The sequence below is a fragment of the Paenibacillus sp. LT-B23 genome, assembly GCF_059417685.1.
The window spans coordinates 26,757-43,540 of record NZ_JBSQBM010000023.1 but is presented as its reverse complement, the minus strand read 5'-3'; the positions used below and the strand labels follow the sequence as shown (position 1 = coordinate 43,540).

The 16,784-nt window shown below is 45.4% G+C and carries 14 protein-coding genes and 1 pseudogene; 10 read left to right on the top strand and 5 right to left on the bottom strand.

The window, feature by feature from the left end:
- Positions 1-31: 31 nt before the first annotated feature.
- The gene (locus ACWXW9_RS23635) at positions 32-598 is read right to left on the bottom strand and encodes a TetR/AcrR family transcriptional regulator (protein ID WP_494931440.1); all 567 of its coding nucleotides are present in this window, start codon (positions 596-598) and stop codon (positions 32-34) included.
- 195 nt (positions 599-793) lie between these two features.
- Between ACWXW9_RS23635 and lpdA the strand changes: the two genes are divergently transcribed.
- The 3 genes from lpdA to ACWXW9_RS23620 all read left to right on the top strand — a co-directional run bounded on the left by lpdA (position 794) and on the right by ACWXW9_RS23620 (position 6,363).
- Positions 794-2,179 (top strand): dihydrolipoyl dehydrogenase, encoded by a 1,386-nt coding sequence (gene lpdA / locus ACWXW9_RS23630; RefSeq protein ID WP_494931439.1) that lies wholly within the window; start codon positions 794-796, stop codon positions 2,177-2,179.
- Positions 2,180-2,299: 120 nt separating this feature from the next.
- Positions 2,300-4,282: an AraC family transcriptional regulator gene (locus ACWXW9_RS23625; protein ID WP_494931438.1), complete on the top strand. Its 1,983-nt coding sequence runs from the start codon at positions 2,300-2,302 to the stop codon at positions 4,280-4,282.
- A gap of 386 nt (positions 4,283-4,668) precedes the next feature.
- On the top strand, positions 4,669-6,363 hold the full coding sequence (locus ACWXW9_RS23620) for a methyl-accepting chemotaxis protein (RefSeq protein ID WP_494931437.1): 1,695 nt from the start codon (positions 4,669-4,671) through the stop codon (positions 6,361-6,363).
- Positions 6,364-6,485: 122 nt separating this feature from the next.
- Here ACWXW9_RS23620 and ACWXW9_RS23615 read toward each other — a convergent pair whose 3' ends face one another.
- Complete coding sequence (locus tag ACWXW9_RS23615) at positions 6,486-6,896, bottom strand: DUF4183 domain-containing protein (RefSeq protein WP_494931436.1); 411 nt, start codon at positions 6,894-6,896, stop codon at positions 6,486-6,488.
- A gap of 252 nt (positions 6,897-7,148) precedes the next feature.
- Positions 7,149-7,773: pseudogene (locus ACWXW9_RS23610) on the bottom strand (Crp/Fnr family transcriptional regulator).
- Positions 7,774-7,974: 201 nt separating this feature from the next.
- Between ACWXW9_RS23610 and ACWXW9_RS23605 the strand changes: the two are divergent.
- A complete protein-coding gene (locus tag ACWXW9_RS23605) occupies positions 7,975-9,057 on the top strand; it encodes an ankyrin repeat domain-containing protein (RefSeq protein ID WP_494931481.1) in 1,083 nt (360 codons plus the stop codon).
- 100 nt (positions 9,058-9,157) lie between these two features.
- Here the strand turns inward: ACWXW9_RS23605 and ACWXW9_RS23600 are convergent, their stop codons facing one another.
- On the bottom strand, positions 9,158-10,051 hold the full coding sequence (locus ACWXW9_RS23600; RefSeq protein WP_494931435.1) for a LysR family transcriptional regulator: 894 nt from the start codon (positions 10,049-10,051) through the stop codon (positions 9,158-9,160).
- A 127-nt stretch (positions 10,052-10,178) separates the two neighbouring features.
- Between ACWXW9_RS23600 and ACWXW9_RS23595 the strand changes: the two genes are divergently transcribed.
- The 4 genes from ACWXW9_RS23595 to ACWXW9_RS23580 all read left to right on the top strand — a co-directional run bounded on the left by ACWXW9_RS23595 (position 10,179) and on the right by ACWXW9_RS23580 (position 14,828).
- Positions 10,179-10,859 (top strand): O-methyltransferase, encoded by a 681-nt coding sequence (locus ACWXW9_RS23595; RefSeq protein ID WP_494931434.1) that lies wholly within the window; start codon positions 10,179-10,181, stop codon positions 10,857-10,859.
- A gap of 312 nt (positions 10,860-11,171) precedes the next feature.
- On the top strand, positions 11,172-11,918 hold the full coding sequence (locus tag ACWXW9_RS23590) for a DeoR/GlpR family DNA-binding transcription regulator (protein ID WP_494931433.1): 747 nt from the start codon (positions 11,172-11,174) through the stop codon (positions 11,916-11,918).
- A 2-nt stretch (positions 11,919-11,920) separates the two neighbouring features.
- On the top strand, positions 11,921-12,832 hold the full coding sequence (gene pfkB / locus ACWXW9_RS23585; protein WP_431089643.1) for a 1-phosphofructokinase: 912 nt from the start codon (positions 11,921-11,923) through the stop codon (positions 12,830-12,832).
- Positions 12,833-12,899: 67 nt separating this feature from the next.
- Positions 12,900-14,828, top strand: coding sequence for a PTS fructose transporter subunit IIABC (locus ACWXW9_RS23580; RefSeq protein WP_494931432.1), 1,929 nt, complete (start codon positions 12,900-12,902; stop codon positions 14,826-14,828).
- 157 nt (positions 14,829-14,985) lie between these two features.
- On the opposite strand, the gene ACWXW9_RS23575 is transcribed toward ACWXW9_RS23580, so the two are convergent.
- Positions 14,986-15,861 (bottom strand): LysR family transcriptional regulator, encoded by an 876-nt coding sequence (locus tag ACWXW9_RS23575; protein WP_494931431.1) that lies wholly within the window; start codon positions 15,859-15,861, stop codon positions 14,986-14,988.
- A 111-nt stretch (positions 15,862-15,972) separates the two neighbouring features.
- Between ACWXW9_RS23575 and ACWXW9_RS23570 the strand changes: the two genes are divergently transcribed.
- Both ACWXW9_RS23570 and ACWXW9_RS23565 read left to right on the top strand, forming a co-directional pair.
- The gene (locus ACWXW9_RS23570; protein WP_494931430.1) at positions 15,973-16,359 is read left to right on the top strand and encodes a tautomerase family protein; all 387 of its coding nucleotides are present in this window, start codon (positions 15,973-15,975) and stop codon (positions 16,357-16,359) included.
- A gap of 68 nt (positions 16,360-16,427) precedes the next feature.
- Positions 16,428-16,763, top strand: a complete 336-nt coding sequence (locus ACWXW9_RS23565; RefSeq protein WP_283655405.1) for a carboxymuconolactone decarboxylase family protein — start codon at positions 16,428-16,430, stop codon at positions 16,761-16,763.
- The last annotated feature ends 21 nt before the right edge of the window (positions 16,764-16,784 follow it).

Genomic DNA, 16,784 nt, shown 5'->3' with positions numbered 1-16,784 from the left:
GCTTTTTTGCGTACGTGAAACATGTTCACATTCAACTGTTAGCCAGCGCTTTGGCGTATTGTTTGCCTGCCGAGAGAAGGCTGTCACTCAGTTCAGGATCATTAACAGAACGTGCAAGCACAAGAGAACCGACCATACTGCTGAACAATGCCCTAGCTTTGGACAGATTCATTCCCGCCAAATTGGAGATAAACGTAATCATTCGCTCCAGCTCCTGCGTGAATATCTGCCGGATTTCTTCGGAAGAGTGGGCTATTTCTACAGAAAGGGCAGGAATAATACAGCCCATTTCTGTTCGATCGCGGTGATGGGTGCTTAAATAATAGTCTATGACAGCATTAATTTTGGGATCTTGCTTTTCTTGGTCAACGGCCTTCTGAAGAAGAGCGAGGGTATCATTGGCGGCATAGCGACAGGCTTCGGCGACCAGCTGTTCTTTGTTGTCAAAGTGTGAATAAAACCCGCCGTGAGTTAATCCGGCGCCTTTCATAATAAAAGGCACACTTACATCGTGGATACCGTTGGCGCGAAAAGCCTGGGCAGCACTTTCAACGATCTTACTCCGCACTTTCATCTTATGGCCTTTTGGATAAGGCATTGTAATCACTCCACGGCTTCATAATGCTAACTTCAAAATATTATAATCATCATAATAAAACGTGTCAATTGGTCTTCTTTCAACGACAACTTCAGCATGGCTGATCACGACTATTGACGTATTTAAAATATGATGACTATAATATATTATGGTCATCATATTTAATCAGGCTATTTTAACAGGGGGTATTTGGTTATGAGCAAGCTTGAATCTGTAGATACACTGGTCATTGGATCAGGTCCGGGAGGTTATGTGGCGGCAGAGCGTTCTTCTCAGCTTGGAATGAAGACAGCGATTGTCGAACGCAGTCAGCTAGGTGGAGTCTGCACGCATGTAGGCTGCATTCCATCCAAAGCTTTGATTGCCGAAGCACATCGCTATGAGGTACTCAGGCAGTTAAATCAGGCCGATGCAGCAGCGTCATTCGTGAATGCTCAAGCCTTAAAGCAGGCGGTTGTGAATAAGCAGGCAGGCGGAGTCGGCTATTTAATGAAAACGGCAGGTGTGAGTATTCTGGAAGGGGAGGCAAGCTTGGTTGACGAGCATACAGCCATCATCAAGCAAAATGGAGAGGAACAAACGATTTCCTTTAAGCATGCCATATTGGCAACCGGTTCCCGCCCAATCGAGCTGAAAGCATTTCCGTTCGGCGGACGTATTTTGTCTTCTACAGAGGCTCTTTCGCTTCCAGAGGCTCCAACCAGTCTGGTCGTGATAGGCGGTGGATATATTGGCGTCGAGCTTGGACAGATGTATGCCAAATTTGGAACAAAGGTAACGATTCTGGAGGGAGGGGAACGGATATTGCCGGGGTTTGAGGCGGATCTTGTGGCCCCTGTTGTCAAGCAGTTGAAAACAGATGGTGTAAACATCGTAACCGGGGCGACAGCCGAAAAAGTCGTGCAGAATACGGATACCATTACGCTGCATTATTCAAAGGATCAGGAGCAGCATCATGTTACCGCAGAGTTTGTATTAGTAACTGTAGGCAGAAAACCGAATACGGATGGCAGGTTAGGACTGGAGCACATTGGCTTGCCAGTGACGAGCAGGGGGCTGATCGAGACAGACGAGCAGTGTAGAACAGCTATTCCGCATATTTTTGCCATTGGAGATATTACGGCGGGTCCAGCGCTTGCCCATAAAGCTTCCTATGAAGCGAAGATTGCGGCAGAAGCGATAGCAGGTCAAGCTGCCAAAGTGGATTATAAAGCCATACCGCTGGTTGTCTTTTCTGAACCGGAGCTGGCTAGTGTTGGCCTAAGTGAAACCGAAGCCAAGGAACAAGCCTTACCGATTGTCATTGGCAGAGCCTCTTTTGCGATTAACGGCAGAGCACTGGCACTAAGGGCAGCAGACGGATATATCAAAATCGTAGCAAAGCAGGACTCGGGAATCGTACTGGGGGCGCAAATCGTGGGTGTCGAAGCGTCAACACTCATTTCGGAGCTTGCTCTAGCTATCGAGATGGGCGCAACCGTAGAAGACTTGGCTCTAACCATTCATCCCCATCCTACATTGGGAGAAGTAATTATGGAGGCTGCGGAGAACGCGGTCAGAAAAATGGACAGTGCAAAGTAGAGGCTCCGTACGAAATCACTTCATTGCCTGTGAGAATAGTTATCAACTATAATGTATTATAGTTGAATGTGAATGCGATCAGGTACGTGGATGGTTTGGATCGGGGGCTGGACAAAAGCAATGAAATTAAATAATCACATCTTGCTCTGGAATCATGTTTTTATACAAGTGATGGATGTTCGTCATAAGAAAATCGGGAAAGGGGAGGAGTTGCGGAGCTATAGACTTCCGGCTAGTGCGTTCTTGTTTACTCTGCGCGGAAGTGCGCGAGTGCGGCTGGACGACAGCATTCATAGGGTGGAGCGTTTTCATGTGCTGCATGGGGGAAAAGGGATGTGCCTGAGCGTCATTACGGAAGATGTGCTTGAATATTACATCATTCTGTACAAGGCGACGTTGGCCCTGACCAGTCGCAAGGAGATTGCACAATTGCTGGAAAAGGAGAATCCTTTTCAGAATCAGTATGCTTTCGCACCTCATTACCCGCTGCCCCTGTATGATAAAGTGAAGCTGTTGGAGCAAGAATGGCGTGAAGCTTCCGGACTTGGAAAACTGCATGTCAAAGCCTTATTTCAACAATTAGTATATGAGTTGTTGCAGCAGTTGTATCGGCAGGGCATTGAACCCCTTAAGCCCGACCTGGTAGCGCAGGCTGTAGCTTATATTCGTGAGCATTCTAGCCGATCTATGACACTTGAGTCCATTGCAGAGGAACTGGAGTGTAGCACCGGGCATCTATCAAGGCTGTTCAAGAATAAAATGCATACCAGTCCGATTCATTATTTGGGTCAGGTACGGATAGATCGAGCAGTTCAGCTTTTAATGCAGACGGACGCCACTTTACAGGAAATTGCGGAGAGTGTGGGGTATCCGGATGCTCATTCATTAAGCCGCAGCTTTAAGAAATATAAGGGACTTTCTCCTGTACGATTCAAAAAAGAACGGCAGCATCATGTCAGGAAGCAAGATCAGGATATGCCCCAAACGTTGCTAACATATGCCCTTCAGCAGACTTCTTCCACACGTTATACTGATATTGATTATCAATATCGGTATAACGCGGAAGGAGATTTATTCATGCACGGAAGAGTCAAAATAACCGCCATGATGATTATGCTGTGTTTATCATTGATGCTGGGAGCTTGTTCAGCTCCTGCCAATACAAATGGAAGCTCGCAATCAGAGGCTAATCCTACAACGACATCATCCAATGGCGATGGACAAGCGACAGTGCAAGCAAAGACAAGAACAGTATCGACACTAAAAGGAGATGTAGAAGTACCTGCAAACCCGAAACGAGTTGCATCTGATCAGTATATGGGTCATCTTTTGAAACTGGGGATTATTCCGGTAGGGGTCAGAAGCTTTATGCTGAATGAGGCTTGGATTGATAAATCAGGATATCCCAAAGAGAAGTTGGTCGGAATCAAGGATCTCGGCGAATTTCCTATGAATCTGGAGAAACTGACGGTTTTGCAACCGGATTTAATTATAGGTTCGATAGAAAAAAACATCGATAGCTACCAAAAGGTTGGAACTACCGTTTTCCTGCCATATTGGGAGGGCGAATCTACAGCGGGGCCGCTGGATAAATTCCGCAGAATCAGTGAAATCTTTGGCAAGGAGAAAGAAGCCGAGCAGTGGATCACTGAATATGAGAATAAAGTCGCAGAGGCCAGAAAGAAAATTGACGGTATCGTTAAGGACGGAGAGACGGTTTCGATCGTGCAGGTCGCGAACAAATCAGTATATGTTTTAGCGGCAGAAGGCGGAAATTACGGAAGTCCAACCATTTATCAGATGTTAAAGCTACCACCTACGAAGAAAGCATTGAACATGAAAGAAGGATTTGAAAATATTTCGCTTGAGGTTTTGCCTGAGTATACAGGGGATCATATCTTTGTGTACGGTTCGGAAGATGAGGGGGCCAATCAAGTTCTAAATAGTGAGCTATGGAAAGGGCTTCCCGCTGTAAAAAAAGGACAGGTTTATATGTATGGCTCATTCAGCGAAAAGGGCGATGAGTTTGTGATGGAAGATCCTTATTCGCTGGAGCTTCAACTCGACACGATTGTGAATATCCTATTAGCCCACAAAAAATAAAGTTTTATATAACTTTAAAAAATCGGCCCATCTCCTGATTCGTGCAGAACGTGTATACATTTAAATCATTTGGTTCACAGAGTAATAAACCGCTAAATACGAGGGGAAACCCTGTGTTTGGCGGTTTTTTTATGGTTATTTTATGATGAGTCAGCTCAGTCGCTTATAGTAATTGTCACTGTATAGTATTTATGATTCACCACAATTCAATGCTTTTGGGCTTGTTGTATGGATGAAGCAATAAAAAACAGTGAGTTTCCTCACATAAAACGACATATTCCGACACCTGAACGCCATATTCTAGCAAGTGTTGATAGGCTATAATCGTAGCAGTGACAACTGATTGTCACTAAAATTTATTAGAGTCAGGATCGGTGGTTCAAATAATGAAGCTGGCAACAAAATTAACTTGGATGATGCTCGTCATGTTGTTTCTCGTAGGATCCTCCATTGGATACTTCGGATATCGTACCGCTTACCATCAAGTGGATGAAGCTGCAGGGATCGAGCTGGTGGGCTGCGCCAATATTACGACCGGCCTTATAGATCCTAAGGATATATCAGCTCTGGTCAGTGGAGATAAGAGCAAACTTCCTGCCGTTGAAGACCGGATAGGCTGGATCGTGGCACATAAGCCTATTTTTAAAGAAGCTTTCATTCTCTCTCTGGATGGAAAAATTCTCGCCGCCGATGCCAACTTCAAGCAAAGAGGCTATCAAGCTGGCGATTCCTTCTACTTCACGGACGAAGACAAGGAAATGATAACTACTATGAAGCATTCCGCATACTCCAAGGTTTATACATATGAAGGAACCTCGCTCAAAACCGGATATGGCCCCATTTATCAGGACCATGATCCCACCAAGCCCATTGTTGCACTGATGGCTATCAATTTTGACGGCTCGTTAATTCAGGAACGGACGTTGGATATTATTGTTCAGCCCTTCATTATTGGCGGCTCCATCTTCATTGTAGCTATCCTTGTCGCTTACCTGTTGATTCGCCGTATGGTAAGTCCGCTTACCAAGCTGTCAACCTCTGTGAACACTATTACAAAGGGCGACCTTACCCATGAACCGCTTCTCTTCAAAAGCAAGGATGAAATCGGGAATCTGGCCCGCGATTTCAACGATATGACAATGAACCTGCGCAACCTGATTACTCAGGTCAATCACACCTCCATGCTGGTCGCTTCTTCCTCTCAGGAGCTGTCTGCCAGCGCCCAGGCAACGAACCGTGCTGGAGAGCACAGTGTGAATGTTACGATTGAGCTGGCCGATGGGGCGCATACCCAACTGCAGAACCTGGAAGGAAGCTATAAAGCCGTTCAGGATATGTCACGCTTCATCAGCAATATTGCTGGCAATGCGGACATCGCGATGAATAAGGCCGCCGATAATGTTCAGAAAGCGCGTCTTGGGCAGGAAACGATGCATTCCACCACCTCCCAAATGGGAGTTGTGAGCGAAAGCATCGGTGATCTCTCAAGCATTATTGATACGCTTAGCAGTCATTCCAAGGAGATTGAGAACATCGTCGGCACCATCGCCAGCATTGCCGAGGAGACCAACTTGCTGTCGCTGAATGCGGCGATAGAAGCTGCGCGCGCCGGAGAAGAAGGCCGGGGTTTTGCCATTGTCGCCGGCTCCGTCCGCAAGCTGGCCGAACGTTCGGCCATATCCGCCAGACAAATCAGCGAGCTGGTCAGTCTGATTATCTCCCAAATCGACAAGGCGGGAGAAACTATGAAGCGTTCCACGGACGAAATGCTGCAGGGCAAGGAGCTGATCATATGGGCCGGACGCTCCTTCTCTGAGATCGAAGTCTCCGTATCCGATATGTCTGCCCAAAGCGAGCAAATATCAGCCACAGTCCGGGAGTTGGCGCTGATCTGCGAAGGGCTCGTTGAAGCCATTCAGAATATCGTTACGGTCTCTAATCATACGGCTGAAGGGGCGGAGTCCCTGTCCACCTCTTCGGAGCAACAGCTTGCCGCCATGCAAGAAGTGGAATCCTCCGCAGCGCTCCTCTCCTCACTGGCCGAGAAGCTACAGGTTTTGGTGGAGAACTTCAAGATTTAGGTTTCGTGCAGAGTGTGTATACATTTCCGATAAATTATTTGGTTCATAGAAAAATAAACCGCTAAATACAGGAGAAACCCTGTGTTTGGCGGTTTTTAATGGTTATTTTATGATGAGTCAGCTCAGTCACTTATGGTAGTCGTCACTGTGACGTTGTTGACAGAGGTTGAGGAGGCGCTAGTGTTGAAATTAATCACCTCCAGGACTACCGTTGCACCAACAATCAAGCCTGTATTTATAATTAAGCTAGCAGCGGTAAGCGTCGTTAATCCGCCTCGCTGCAAAGTGCCACCTACGAATACATTGTAGTAGCCGCTGCTTGTCGGAACCGTAAGTCCGTTGACAGCAACTGAAGCACCGCTATCATTCGTGAAGCTCTGTGCCGGAATGGTGGTTACTCCTCCCACGATGTTGCCCAGCACTACGGTAGCTGTATAACGATTAACAACAGGAGTGAAATTAATATTCGTTGTGACGTTAATATTTCCGCTTACAATACTGTCTGCTTCCAGACGTATTCTAATAATAGACATAGGAACTCCTCCATTCCTAATATTCCAGATATATCTCATAGTTTATGTCTATCATCTGGATATGGATTGGATGGGGAAGAGTCTCTAAAAATATATCTAGCACGTCTTGAGGGAGCATTTGTTCCATGTGAGCTTTGGCCGCATTCAGTTCCCTTTGCAACTTTTGATTGTCCATTTCATCCACTCCATATCGTAGGTTTTCCAAGTAGCTATACGATACTTCTTTTCACTGAATTATAGATGTAATGTAGTTTACAACTCCGACAGCTTTTCCCGATGGATGTAAATTGTTTTAAACCTGGTTTTAATGACCTTTTCTTTGACAAGCTCCTGTAGAGCCGTCGTTACAGCTTCTCGGGTGGCTCCGAACAGATTAGCGATTTCCCGGTGGGATAGCGGAAAATTTATTTTGTAATACTCATCATGATTTTGGAGGGCAAACTGATCGGATAGCTTTAAAAGAACATACAAAATTTTATCCTGTAAATTTCCCAAAGCCAGATGCTGGGCCAAACGGCTCATACCCGAGATTCGGTCGCTCAACACCTTGATCATGTTCATCATGAATCGGGGATGTTGTATTAAAAAATGCTCAAATCGGTCTTTGTCCATCAGACAGATATCGCATTCTTCTATCGTTTCTATATACATATCCCGTGTCCCTAATGAAATGATGTCCATATCACCAAATACATTTCCTTCGCAATATCCAAAGTAAATTGCTTACCATCCGCATTCAGCTTGTACAGACGGCCCCTTCCCTTTTTCACAAAATAAAGTCCCTCGGAAAAGGTATCCGGGGTTTGATTTCAACTAAATCTTCTAATGATAGACTATCAAGCAGATTGAATTGGGACAGGTATTGAATGCTATTCATGTGTTCTCCTTAAGGTTGCTTGTGGTGTACAGAATCATAATACAATTATAGCTTCTCCAAGGAGCTTTGGACTCCTAATGCTCACTTGTTTATAAAGTAGAAGGTAATGACGCTTGGAGAATCAGGCGATTTTATGTTAAATAGAGGATGGTATAAAATAGAGATATAACTACGAGATACATACAGAAAGAAGGCTTGATGATGATCAAATTAAAAGATATCGGTAATTTTGACGTTCTTCCCGAGATTGTAATGCATATCGTTGAAGGCAATATATCTGCTTTACGTCAAGCGCTGACCGAAGGGTGGGATGTCGAACAGGGAATCGTACTCAGCAAATATACCACGTTAAGTCCATTGGATATTACGCTTATTTCCGGGCAGTTGGATGTGTTGAAGCTGCTGGTGGAACAGGGGGTTCAACTCAATGTGAAAGACAATCCGGCATTCCTGACGGCTGTTCGCTATGGTACAGAAGAGATCGTGCGCTATGTGGTTGCCCATGGTGCCAAGCTGGACGGGAAAAATTATGTGAAATCAGGTGCTTATGAACAAGCTTACTACGGTAATAAAAAGAATATCCCGCTTATTCATGAGCTTGGCCTGGATATCAAGCAGCATGGTGGAGCAACGCTGCGCAATGCGGTTAGTGAGCATGACTCAAAAACGGTAGCTTTTCTGTTGGAGCATGGTGTAGATATTAATTTCAATGCTCCTAATATGATATATCCTTATCAAGCCACGCCTTTAACCGTAGCGGCCCGAGATAATAATTTTGCTATGGTGAAGTATCTGGTCGAGCAAGGCGCTGATGTGACGCTGACGGAAAAAGACGGAGAACGGGCATATACGATTGCCATATCTAATAAAAACACGGAGATAGCAGAGTATTTAAAGTCTGTGGAGCCTCCGGAATTTCATAGCCTGGAAAATAAACGACATGCCTTAAAAAGCTACAAGCTCTCTAAGGACCTTGAGACCTTCCTGACGGGTGACCAGCTTCGTGTGAATGTACCTGAAAATGATTATGATATTGGATTTGTTGAATTTTTCTCATTGGTAGATACCATTGAAATGAAGGTAGGGCGGCAAAAGCTGCTGCGTGTTTCTTTAAAAATAGACAACTACTCGGATATTCTGTTGGTGTGGAATCCGAAGCAAAAGTGTCTAGGTTATTACGACGAGGAGCATCAGGAATATGCGGATGTGTGCAGCTTTGCCGAATTTTTGGCACAGCCCGCAATCTTTCTGGAGAAGATCCTCGAAGGAGAGCTTTTAGATTAGGCAAAAAAAGCAAAAGAGCCATAGCTGCGGGTACCACCGTACTTATGGCTCTTTGCTGTGTTCAGCACGATAAGGGCTTTTTACAGATGCATAAACCGATTTATGAATAAGAATGGTTGCGGATGAGCTGAATAAGGTTCAGGGCAGCGGCAGATAGAGGTTCATTTTTGCGGGTACAGATAGCGATTGAATTTTGAAGCTGGATGTCTTCGACGTATACCCGGCACAGCTCGCCGCGTTCTACATATTCGCGTACGACCAACGAAGACACAAAGTTCGCACCGTATCCGGCAATAACTGCGGTAATGGCCTCATGCAATCCCGTGAAGTTCAGGGTGATCTGGGGAACTGGAGCATTGTAGGTTCGACATAAGGAAAACAATCGCTCCCGTGTCGAGCTTCCCTTTTCACGCATAACAAAGGGTTCATGCATCATCTCTAATAAAGTGACCTGCTGATTAGCGTATCGGTGATCCGGTGCGACGACAAACCATAGCTCATCACGAAACAATTCTTCTGTCTCAATCGTATCTGGGTGTTGCTCTGGCAGTCCCCCATAGACGGCAAAGTCCACTTCTATATTTAATAGCTGCTTCAATGCATCATTGGAATTGGTTGTGTTAATCGTCATTTCAACGTGTTCATATTGTTGCTTGAACTTCGCAATCCAGGTCGGAATTAGAAAATGAGCCGGTAAATAAGTAGCAGCCAGCCGGATATGCCCATGGGTTCCATCACGATAATCCTGTGAAAATTGTTCGATTTGCTGTTCAACGGCAAAGAGCCGTTTGGCGAGTAAAGCAAGCTTTTCACCAGCATCGGTCAAGGCAATTCCTCTTCCCAGCGGCATGAGCAGTGTGAGGGATATTTCTTTTTCGAATTTTTTAATTTGAGCGGTAATAGCAGGTTGGCTGATATTTAATAGTTCAGAGGCTCGTGTCACACCTCCGGTGGAGGCGACCACATGGAATAAACGTAACGCATGCAGGTTCATTGTAGAACTCTCCTTTTTCGATCATTCATATATTTAGATTATAAATAACGCAAAAACATATATTATTTTTATAATAATAATTCATTTACAATCAAAGTGTAAGTTAATACAAAGGAGAGTGGAGCAAATGAATCAAACGAATCAAACGAACCCATGGGATCAAGTAGACCAGTATATTTCGGATCGTCTCATTCCGCATGATGCTATTCTGGAACAGGTACTGGCTGCTAATCAAAAAGCGGGATTGCCTCCGTATGATGTATCACCCAATCAGGGAAAACTGTTAAATATCTTTGCTCAAATGCAAGGTGCACAACGCGTGCTGGAGATCGGTACTTTGGGAGGATATAGTACAATCTGGCTGGGAAGGGCGTTGCCGAAGGACGGAAAAATTGTTACGCTGGAAGCCAATCCGCTTCATGCTGAAACAGCCCGGTCCAACATAGCGTTGGCCCAATTGGATGGAATGGTCGAACTTCGTGAGGGAGACGCATTAAAACAGTTAGCACAGATGGAGGAAGAATGCGTTGCCCCTTTTGATCTAATCTTTATTGATGCAGATAAACCGAATAATCCATTGTATCTAGCTTGGGCACTCCGTTTTTCGCATCCTGGCACGGTGATTATTGGCGATAACGTCATCCGTGAAGGAGAAGTCATTCAAGCCTTAAGCACAGACCCTCGTATACAGGGGGTAAGAAAATTTTATGATTTGCTGGCTGAAGAATCGAGGATTACAGCTACAGCCATTCAGACGGTAGGGAGCAAAGGCTATGATGGCTTCGTCATCGGAATCGTAAATGGTTAAATGGCCGAAATCTGCTAAGCACAGAGGGGACCAACCCGAGTGTTTAGCTTTTTTGTTGTGGTAAAATGATGCTGATGGAAGCATCAGAACGTTTTTGAACGTTTATTGCTGAATTCCTATGTAAGAAGAATGAATTTACATAAAAATGGATGGCTTTTCCTTTCAATGTAAACGCGATCATGATGATTGGAGCAGGAATTCACCATTTTGTAAAAAAATGAAGTTGGAATGAAGTTTTTTGAATCTTTTTGAAGAAAAATGATTGTTTTTTGTGAGGATTATGGTACGATATGAACAGTTGGGGGAATGAAGATGCTGACGGAAGAAAGATACAAGTTAATAATACAGCGCTTACAAGAATGCGGTGTTGTAAAGTTGCAGGAATTGGTCGATCTGTTGGGCGCTTCTGAATCAACGATTCGGCGTGATTTAATTGATCTTGAAGCCCGTCAGTTGCTAAAGCGGATTCATGGCGGGGCTTCCTTGCTGAATCAGAAAAGTCAGGAACCTGGCATGGAAGAAAAAGCATTCAAAAACGTTCAACAGAAAAACGCAGTCGCCCGTATGGCCGCCAAAGAAATTTTGGATGGCGAATGTATTTATCTGGATGCGGGAACAACAACGATGGCGATGATTCCTTACATTGAAGCTAAAGACGTGACGGTCGTGACAAATGGCCTATCCCACGTAGAAGCCCTGGTAAGCAAGCGAATCAGAAGCTATCTACTGGGAGGGATGATGAAAATTCATACCAAAGCCGTAATCGGGAGTATTGCCCTGCAGAATTTGGACAATTTTCGATTCGACAAGTGCTTTCTGGGAACGAACGGGGTAGACGTGGAAATGGGGTATACCACTCCTGATCCTGAAGAAGCGCTGATTAAACGGCGTGCCCATCAGCTATCAGGCAAAACGTATGTGTTGGCCGATTCCAGCAAGATTGGTGAAGTTACCTTTGCCAAGTTGTTCGAACTGAAGGAAGCTATCCTTATTACAGAATCGGTGCCTGAACGATCACGCCGATCCATTGCTCAGAAAACTAAGATAATCGAGGGATAACGATGATATATACAGTAACGCTGAACCCTTCCATTGATTATATCGTGGAAGTTGACGACTTGAAGCTAGGTGATTTGAACCGGATGAAACGTGATTTGAAACTGCCGGGCGGCAAGGGAATTAATGTATCGCGAGTGTTGAATCAGTTGGGAGCAGACAGCACGGCTATTGGTTTTCTCGGAGGATTCACAGGCAGGTTTATCAACGATACATTGCGGGAAGAATCCATTAAAACTAATTTTGTAATCATCGAAGATGATACACGGATCAACATTAAGCTCAAGCATGGCGATGAGACGGAAATCAACGGCTTGGGACCTGCTATACATGAGCAAGAGGCAGATGCGCTGGTGCAAAAGCTGTCGAGTCTCCAGAAAAATGACATTGTCGTCTTGTCTGGAAGCATCCCGCCGTCACTAGGAGGAGACTTCTATGATCGGTTGATTAGCGTATGCCAGCAGACCGGGGCTGAATTCGTCATCGACACCACAGGTGAAGCGCTGATGAAGGCACTGGTTCATAAACCGCTGCTCGTCAAGCCGAATCACCATGAGCTGGCTGAGTTGTTTGGCGTTACTATTAACTCCAAGGAGGGGATTGTCACTTACGGCCGTAAGCTACTGGAGGCAGGGGCTAAGAATGTACTGATTTCCATGGCAGGAGAAGGCGCTTTGCTCATTACGGCAAACGAAGTGTATCACGCTAATGTACCGGCAGGAACGGTTAAAAATTCTGTAGGCGCAGGTGATTCTATGATTGCTGGATTTGTGGGTACGCTGGCCCTTCATGGCGACCCGATCGAAGCATTCCGTGCGGGTGTGGCATCCGGAAGCGCAACTGCGTTCTCTGATGATCTGGCTACAAGAGAGAAAATTGAACAATTACGGCCGCAAGTCACGATTTCAAAATGGTAATCCAGCTACATCATGAGCTTATTATGCGTGTGTCGACACGCTGATCGAACATAGGAGAGTGTGAAAAATGAGAATAACAGACCTGATGATTAAAGAAACGATGATCATGGACTTGCAGGCAACGACAAAAGACGGGGCGATTGAGGAACTCATCGCCAGTCTCGAAGCCAGCGGACGCATTAATGACCGGGCATTGTTCAAGGAAATGATTTACAAACGCGAAGCAGAATCCAGCACCGGAATCGGCGGCGGCATTGCGATGCCGCATGCCAAGACCAAAGCTGTGAATGAAGCGACTGTCGTTTTTGCAAAAAGTAGTAAAGGTGTAGATTTCGAATCGTTGGATGGAGAGCCAGCGAACGTATTTTTCATGATTTCGGCTCCAGAGGGAGCAGCAAATACGCATCTTCGCACACTGGCGGCACTTTCCCGGTTATTAATTGATACCGATTTCATCGAAAAGCTTATGAGTACGCAGACACCGGATGAAGTATCTGAGCTGTTTGATACCAAGCAGGCCGAAGTAGAAACAGCCAAGCAAGCAAAAGAGGCGAAGAAAGAAGCTGCCAAAGCACAGCAAACGCCAGACGTTATCGTTGGCAACCCGGATTCTGACGAGTTTGTGGTTGCGGTTACCGCTTGCCCTACAGGTATCGCGCACACGTTTATGGCTGAAGACGCTCTCATTAAGAAAGCGAAAGAGATGGGTGTAAATATCCGGGTAGAAACGAACGGCTCGGAAGGTGCGCAAAACGTACTGACCCCGGATGAAATTCGTCGTGCCAAAGGTGTAATCGTCGCAGCCGACAAGAAGGTCGAAATGGCCCGCTTCGACGGCAAGCCTGTATTGCAAAGACCGGTAAGTGACGGTATCCGTAAATCCGAAGAACTGATCCGCAAAGCGCTGAACGGCGATGCGCCAATTTATCGTAGTGAAGGTAAAGGCAGCGCTGAAGAGTCGAAAGCGGAGAAGAGCAGCGTCGGTAGTAAAATTTATAAGGATTTAATGAATGGTATTTCTCATATGCTGCCATTTGTTGTAGGCGGGGGGATTTTGTTAGCGATTTCCTTCCTGTTCGAGCAGGTAGCAGGAGCAGATAATCCGATCTTCAAGCTGCTACAAACCATTGGCGGCGGAACGGGTGCGTTCCACTTCCTGATCCCGGTACTGGCCGGTTTTATCGCGATGAGTATTGGGGATCGTCCGGCACTGATGCCAGGTATGGTTGGTGGTCTGATGGCTGTAAACTCTAATGCCGGTTTCCTTGGCGGTCTGGCAGCAGGTTTCCTGGCTGGTTATGTAGTTATCTTCCTGCGTAAAGCTTTTGCAGGTCTGCCGAAAGCGCTGGATGGTTTAAAACCAATCCTGTTATACCCGGTATTTGGACTCCTAATTACAGGCGCGATTATGTTCTACCTGTTCGATCCGATTTTCGGTGGTATTAATACGTGGCTTGTCAATGTTCTGAACAATTTAGGAACGGGTAATGCGGTTATTCTGGGTCTGATCCTGGGTGGAATGATGTCGATTGACATGGGTGGACCTTTCAACAAAGCGGCTTATGCATTTTCAATCGGTGTCTTTACTTCCAGTGGTAACACGAACGGGGCTATGATGGCTGCTGTTATGGCGGGCGGTATGGTACCTCCGCTGGCGATCGCATTAGCTTCGACGTTCTTCAAAAATAAATTTACTGAGCAAGAGCGCAAGTCTGGTTTGACGAACTATGTACTCGGCTTATCTTTCATTACGGAAGGAGCAATCCCATTCGCAGCTGCTGACCCTCTGCGCGTCCTAACCTCTTGTATTGTAGGTTCAGCGATTGCTGGTGGTTTGACGCAGTTCTGGAAAATCAATCTTCCAGCTCCACATGGCGGAATTTTTGTAGCAGCTCTTGCCAATCATGCTTTGCTGTTCTTGCTTGCAGTTGCGATTGGCTCCGTGATTTCCGCGCTCATTCTGGGACTGTGGAAAAAACCGCTCGAAGCGAAATAACTGGCATCACAAAAATAAAAAAATAAGAAGAGGGACCACTCCCTCTGGTTTTCATAATAGTAAGCCGCTAAACACCAGATTTCTGAGTGTTTGGCGGCTTTTTCTTTATGCTAAGTTGGCTTGCGCATATAGCTTATTAGTAGTTTTTGCATTGGAGCTATCGCATATAAAGCTCCTTAATCAGTTGCATCAGCAGCTTTCGCGCCGAAGACATGTATTGATGGTGCTGGCTGCTGTGTAATAGTCCAACGGGAATAGCCGGGTCTGTTAACTGTAGTGGAATCGTGATGAGTTCATCCGACACAGGTAACGACGATAGAATTACTCCGACCGAAGGAATTGCTTTAACAAATGACGGTATGGATGAGATTTGACTGACAATATAAAAAAATGGCATCGACGGAAAGCGCGAAAGCTCTTTTTCCAGCCGAATATGGTACAGGCAGTTCTTCCCTCCAACGATCAGCGGGTATTCATACAGGTCTTCTAGATGAAGCTCGCTTTTGGCCGCAAAGGGATGATCACAGGATACGATAAAAGCAATCTGTTCGTGATACACAGGTTCAAAGTGCAGGGAAGGAATCGAGTATGGTTCCCCGCAAATTGCAAAATCAAGTGTGTTCTCCATCAGAGCATTCGAGAGCGCATCTGTGTTTCCTACTGTAAAATGGCACGTCATATTCGGCTTATGCTCCCGAAATTGACGCAGAACCTCGGGTAGCACGGTAGCCGCTGCCGTTTCAATTACCCCGATATGCAGCGTGCCGATCTCCTCTTTTTTCAAGGACTTGGCCTGATCCAATACATAATTCCAATGCTGAATAAGTCCATCTACCTCTTCCGCATAATATTTGCCCGCAGCGGTTAATTCCGCATCCCATCCTCTTTTAAAAAGCTGAAATCCCAGCTCCTTCTCCAGTCTCTGAACTTGGCTGGTTACTGTAGACTGTGCGTAGTTTAATTTGGCGGCTGCCTTTGAAAAGGTTCCTTCTTCGATAATGGTACGAAACGTGGTTAGCTCTTTCAGATCCATGAACACTCATCTCCATCGATAAAAATGAATATATTTATGATTATTTTCAATTATATAGATGAAAATAGATAGAGTACAATTAATTTATCCCAACGGACAGGAGAGATGAACATGCCATTTGTACGCGTAGGTTACATGGAGCAGCAATACACAGAGCAAGAACTGCCCTGCATTAGCCACTGTATTTTGAATGCCTTGATTGAGCATTTTCAGGTACCGGCAAAGGATTATTTTCAGGTTTTTCATGCTCATAAGCAAAGCGAGTTTTATTATAGTCCGGATTATTTGGATATACCCAGAACAGACAAGCTGCTCTATATCCAAATTACGCTCGGATCGGGTAGAACTACGGAGCAAAAAAAGAGTTTCTACCAAAGGTTAGCCGAACTCTTATCCACCGAATGCAAGATCAGGCCGGAGGATATATTTGTAACACTGGTGGAAACGGAATTAGAGGATTGGTCCTTTGGCAACGGACTTGCCCAGATGATTTTATAGCTGGAAACTGCACATCTGCATACGATCTGCATAACTGCATATCAGGAACGAAGGGAAGTGTTGAATAAATGAAGCATAAATTAATCACATCGAGTGTACGGGAAAAGGTTGGGGATTTTGCGCCCGCTTTTGTGAACTATACGGAAAATGTTCTTTTTGGCGATGTATGGAGAAGAAGCGAGCTATCTCTCAGAGAACGGAGTCTCATAACCGTTTCCGCATTGGTAGCGGGTGAGCATGGGGGTCAGCTTCCCTATCATCTGAATTTGGCCAAGGATAACGGATTATCGGAAGAAGAACTGGTCGAGGTAATCACACAGCTTGCCTTTTATGTAGGATGGCCCCGAGCCGCCTCAGCTATTCAAATCGCCAAAGACGTATTTCGGGGAGGAAAAGAGGGTTAGGCATTCGACCATCCAAGAATT

Coding starts and splice junctions, on each gene's coding strand:
- ACWXW9_RS23600 (WP_494931435.1), bottom strand. CDS start 10,051: ATGAACCTGCATGCGTTACGTTTATTCCATGTGGTCGCCTCCACCGGA.
- ACWXW9_RS23590 (WP_494931433.1), top strand. CDS start 11,172: ATGCTGACGGAAGAAAGATACAAGTTAATAATACAGCGCTTACAAGAA.
- ACWXW9_RS23580 (WP_494931432.1), top strand. CDS start 12,900: ATGAGAATAACAGACCTGATGATTAAAGAAACGATGATCATGGACTTG.
- ACWXW9_RS23635 (WP_494931440.1), bottom strand. CDS start 598: ATGCCTTATCCAAAAGGCCATAAGATGAAAGTGCGGAGTAAGATCGTT.
- ACWXW9_RS23575 (WP_494931431.1), bottom strand. CDS start 15,861: ATGGATCTGAAAGAGCTAACCACGTTTCGTACCATTATCGAAGAAGGA.
- ACWXW9_RS23605 (WP_494931481.1), top strand. CDS start 7,975: ATGATCAAATTAAAAGATATCGGTAATTTTGACGTTCTTCCCGAGATT.
- lpdA (WP_494931439.1), top strand. CDS start 794: ATGAGCAAGCTTGAATCTGTAGATACACTGGTCATTGGATCAGGTCCG.
- ACWXW9_RS23565 (WP_283655405.1), top strand. CDS start 16,428: ATGAAGCATAAATTAATCACATCGAGTGTACGGGAAAAGGTTGGGGAT.
- ACWXW9_RS23595 (WP_494931434.1), top strand. CDS start 10,179: ATGAATCAAACGAATCAAACGAACCCATGGGATCAAGTAGACCAGTAT.
- ACWXW9_RS23620 (WP_494931437.1), top strand. CDS start 4,669: ATGAAGCTGGCAACAAAATTAACTTGGATGATGCTCGTCATGTTGTTT.
- ACWXW9_RS23625 (WP_494931438.1), top strand. CDS start 2,300: ATGAAATTAAATAATCACATCTTGCTCTGGAATCATGTTTTTATACAA.
- pfkB (WP_431089643.1), top strand. CDS start 11,921: ATGATATATACAGTAACGCTGAACCCTTCCATTGATTATATCGTGGAA.
- ACWXW9_RS23615 (WP_494931436.1), bottom strand. CDS start 6,896: ATGTCTATTATTAGAATACGTCTGGAAGCAGACAGTATTGTAAGCGGA.
- ACWXW9_RS23570 (WP_494931430.1), top strand. CDS start 15,973: ATGCCATTTGTACGCGTAGGTTACATGGAGCAGCAATACACAGAGCAA.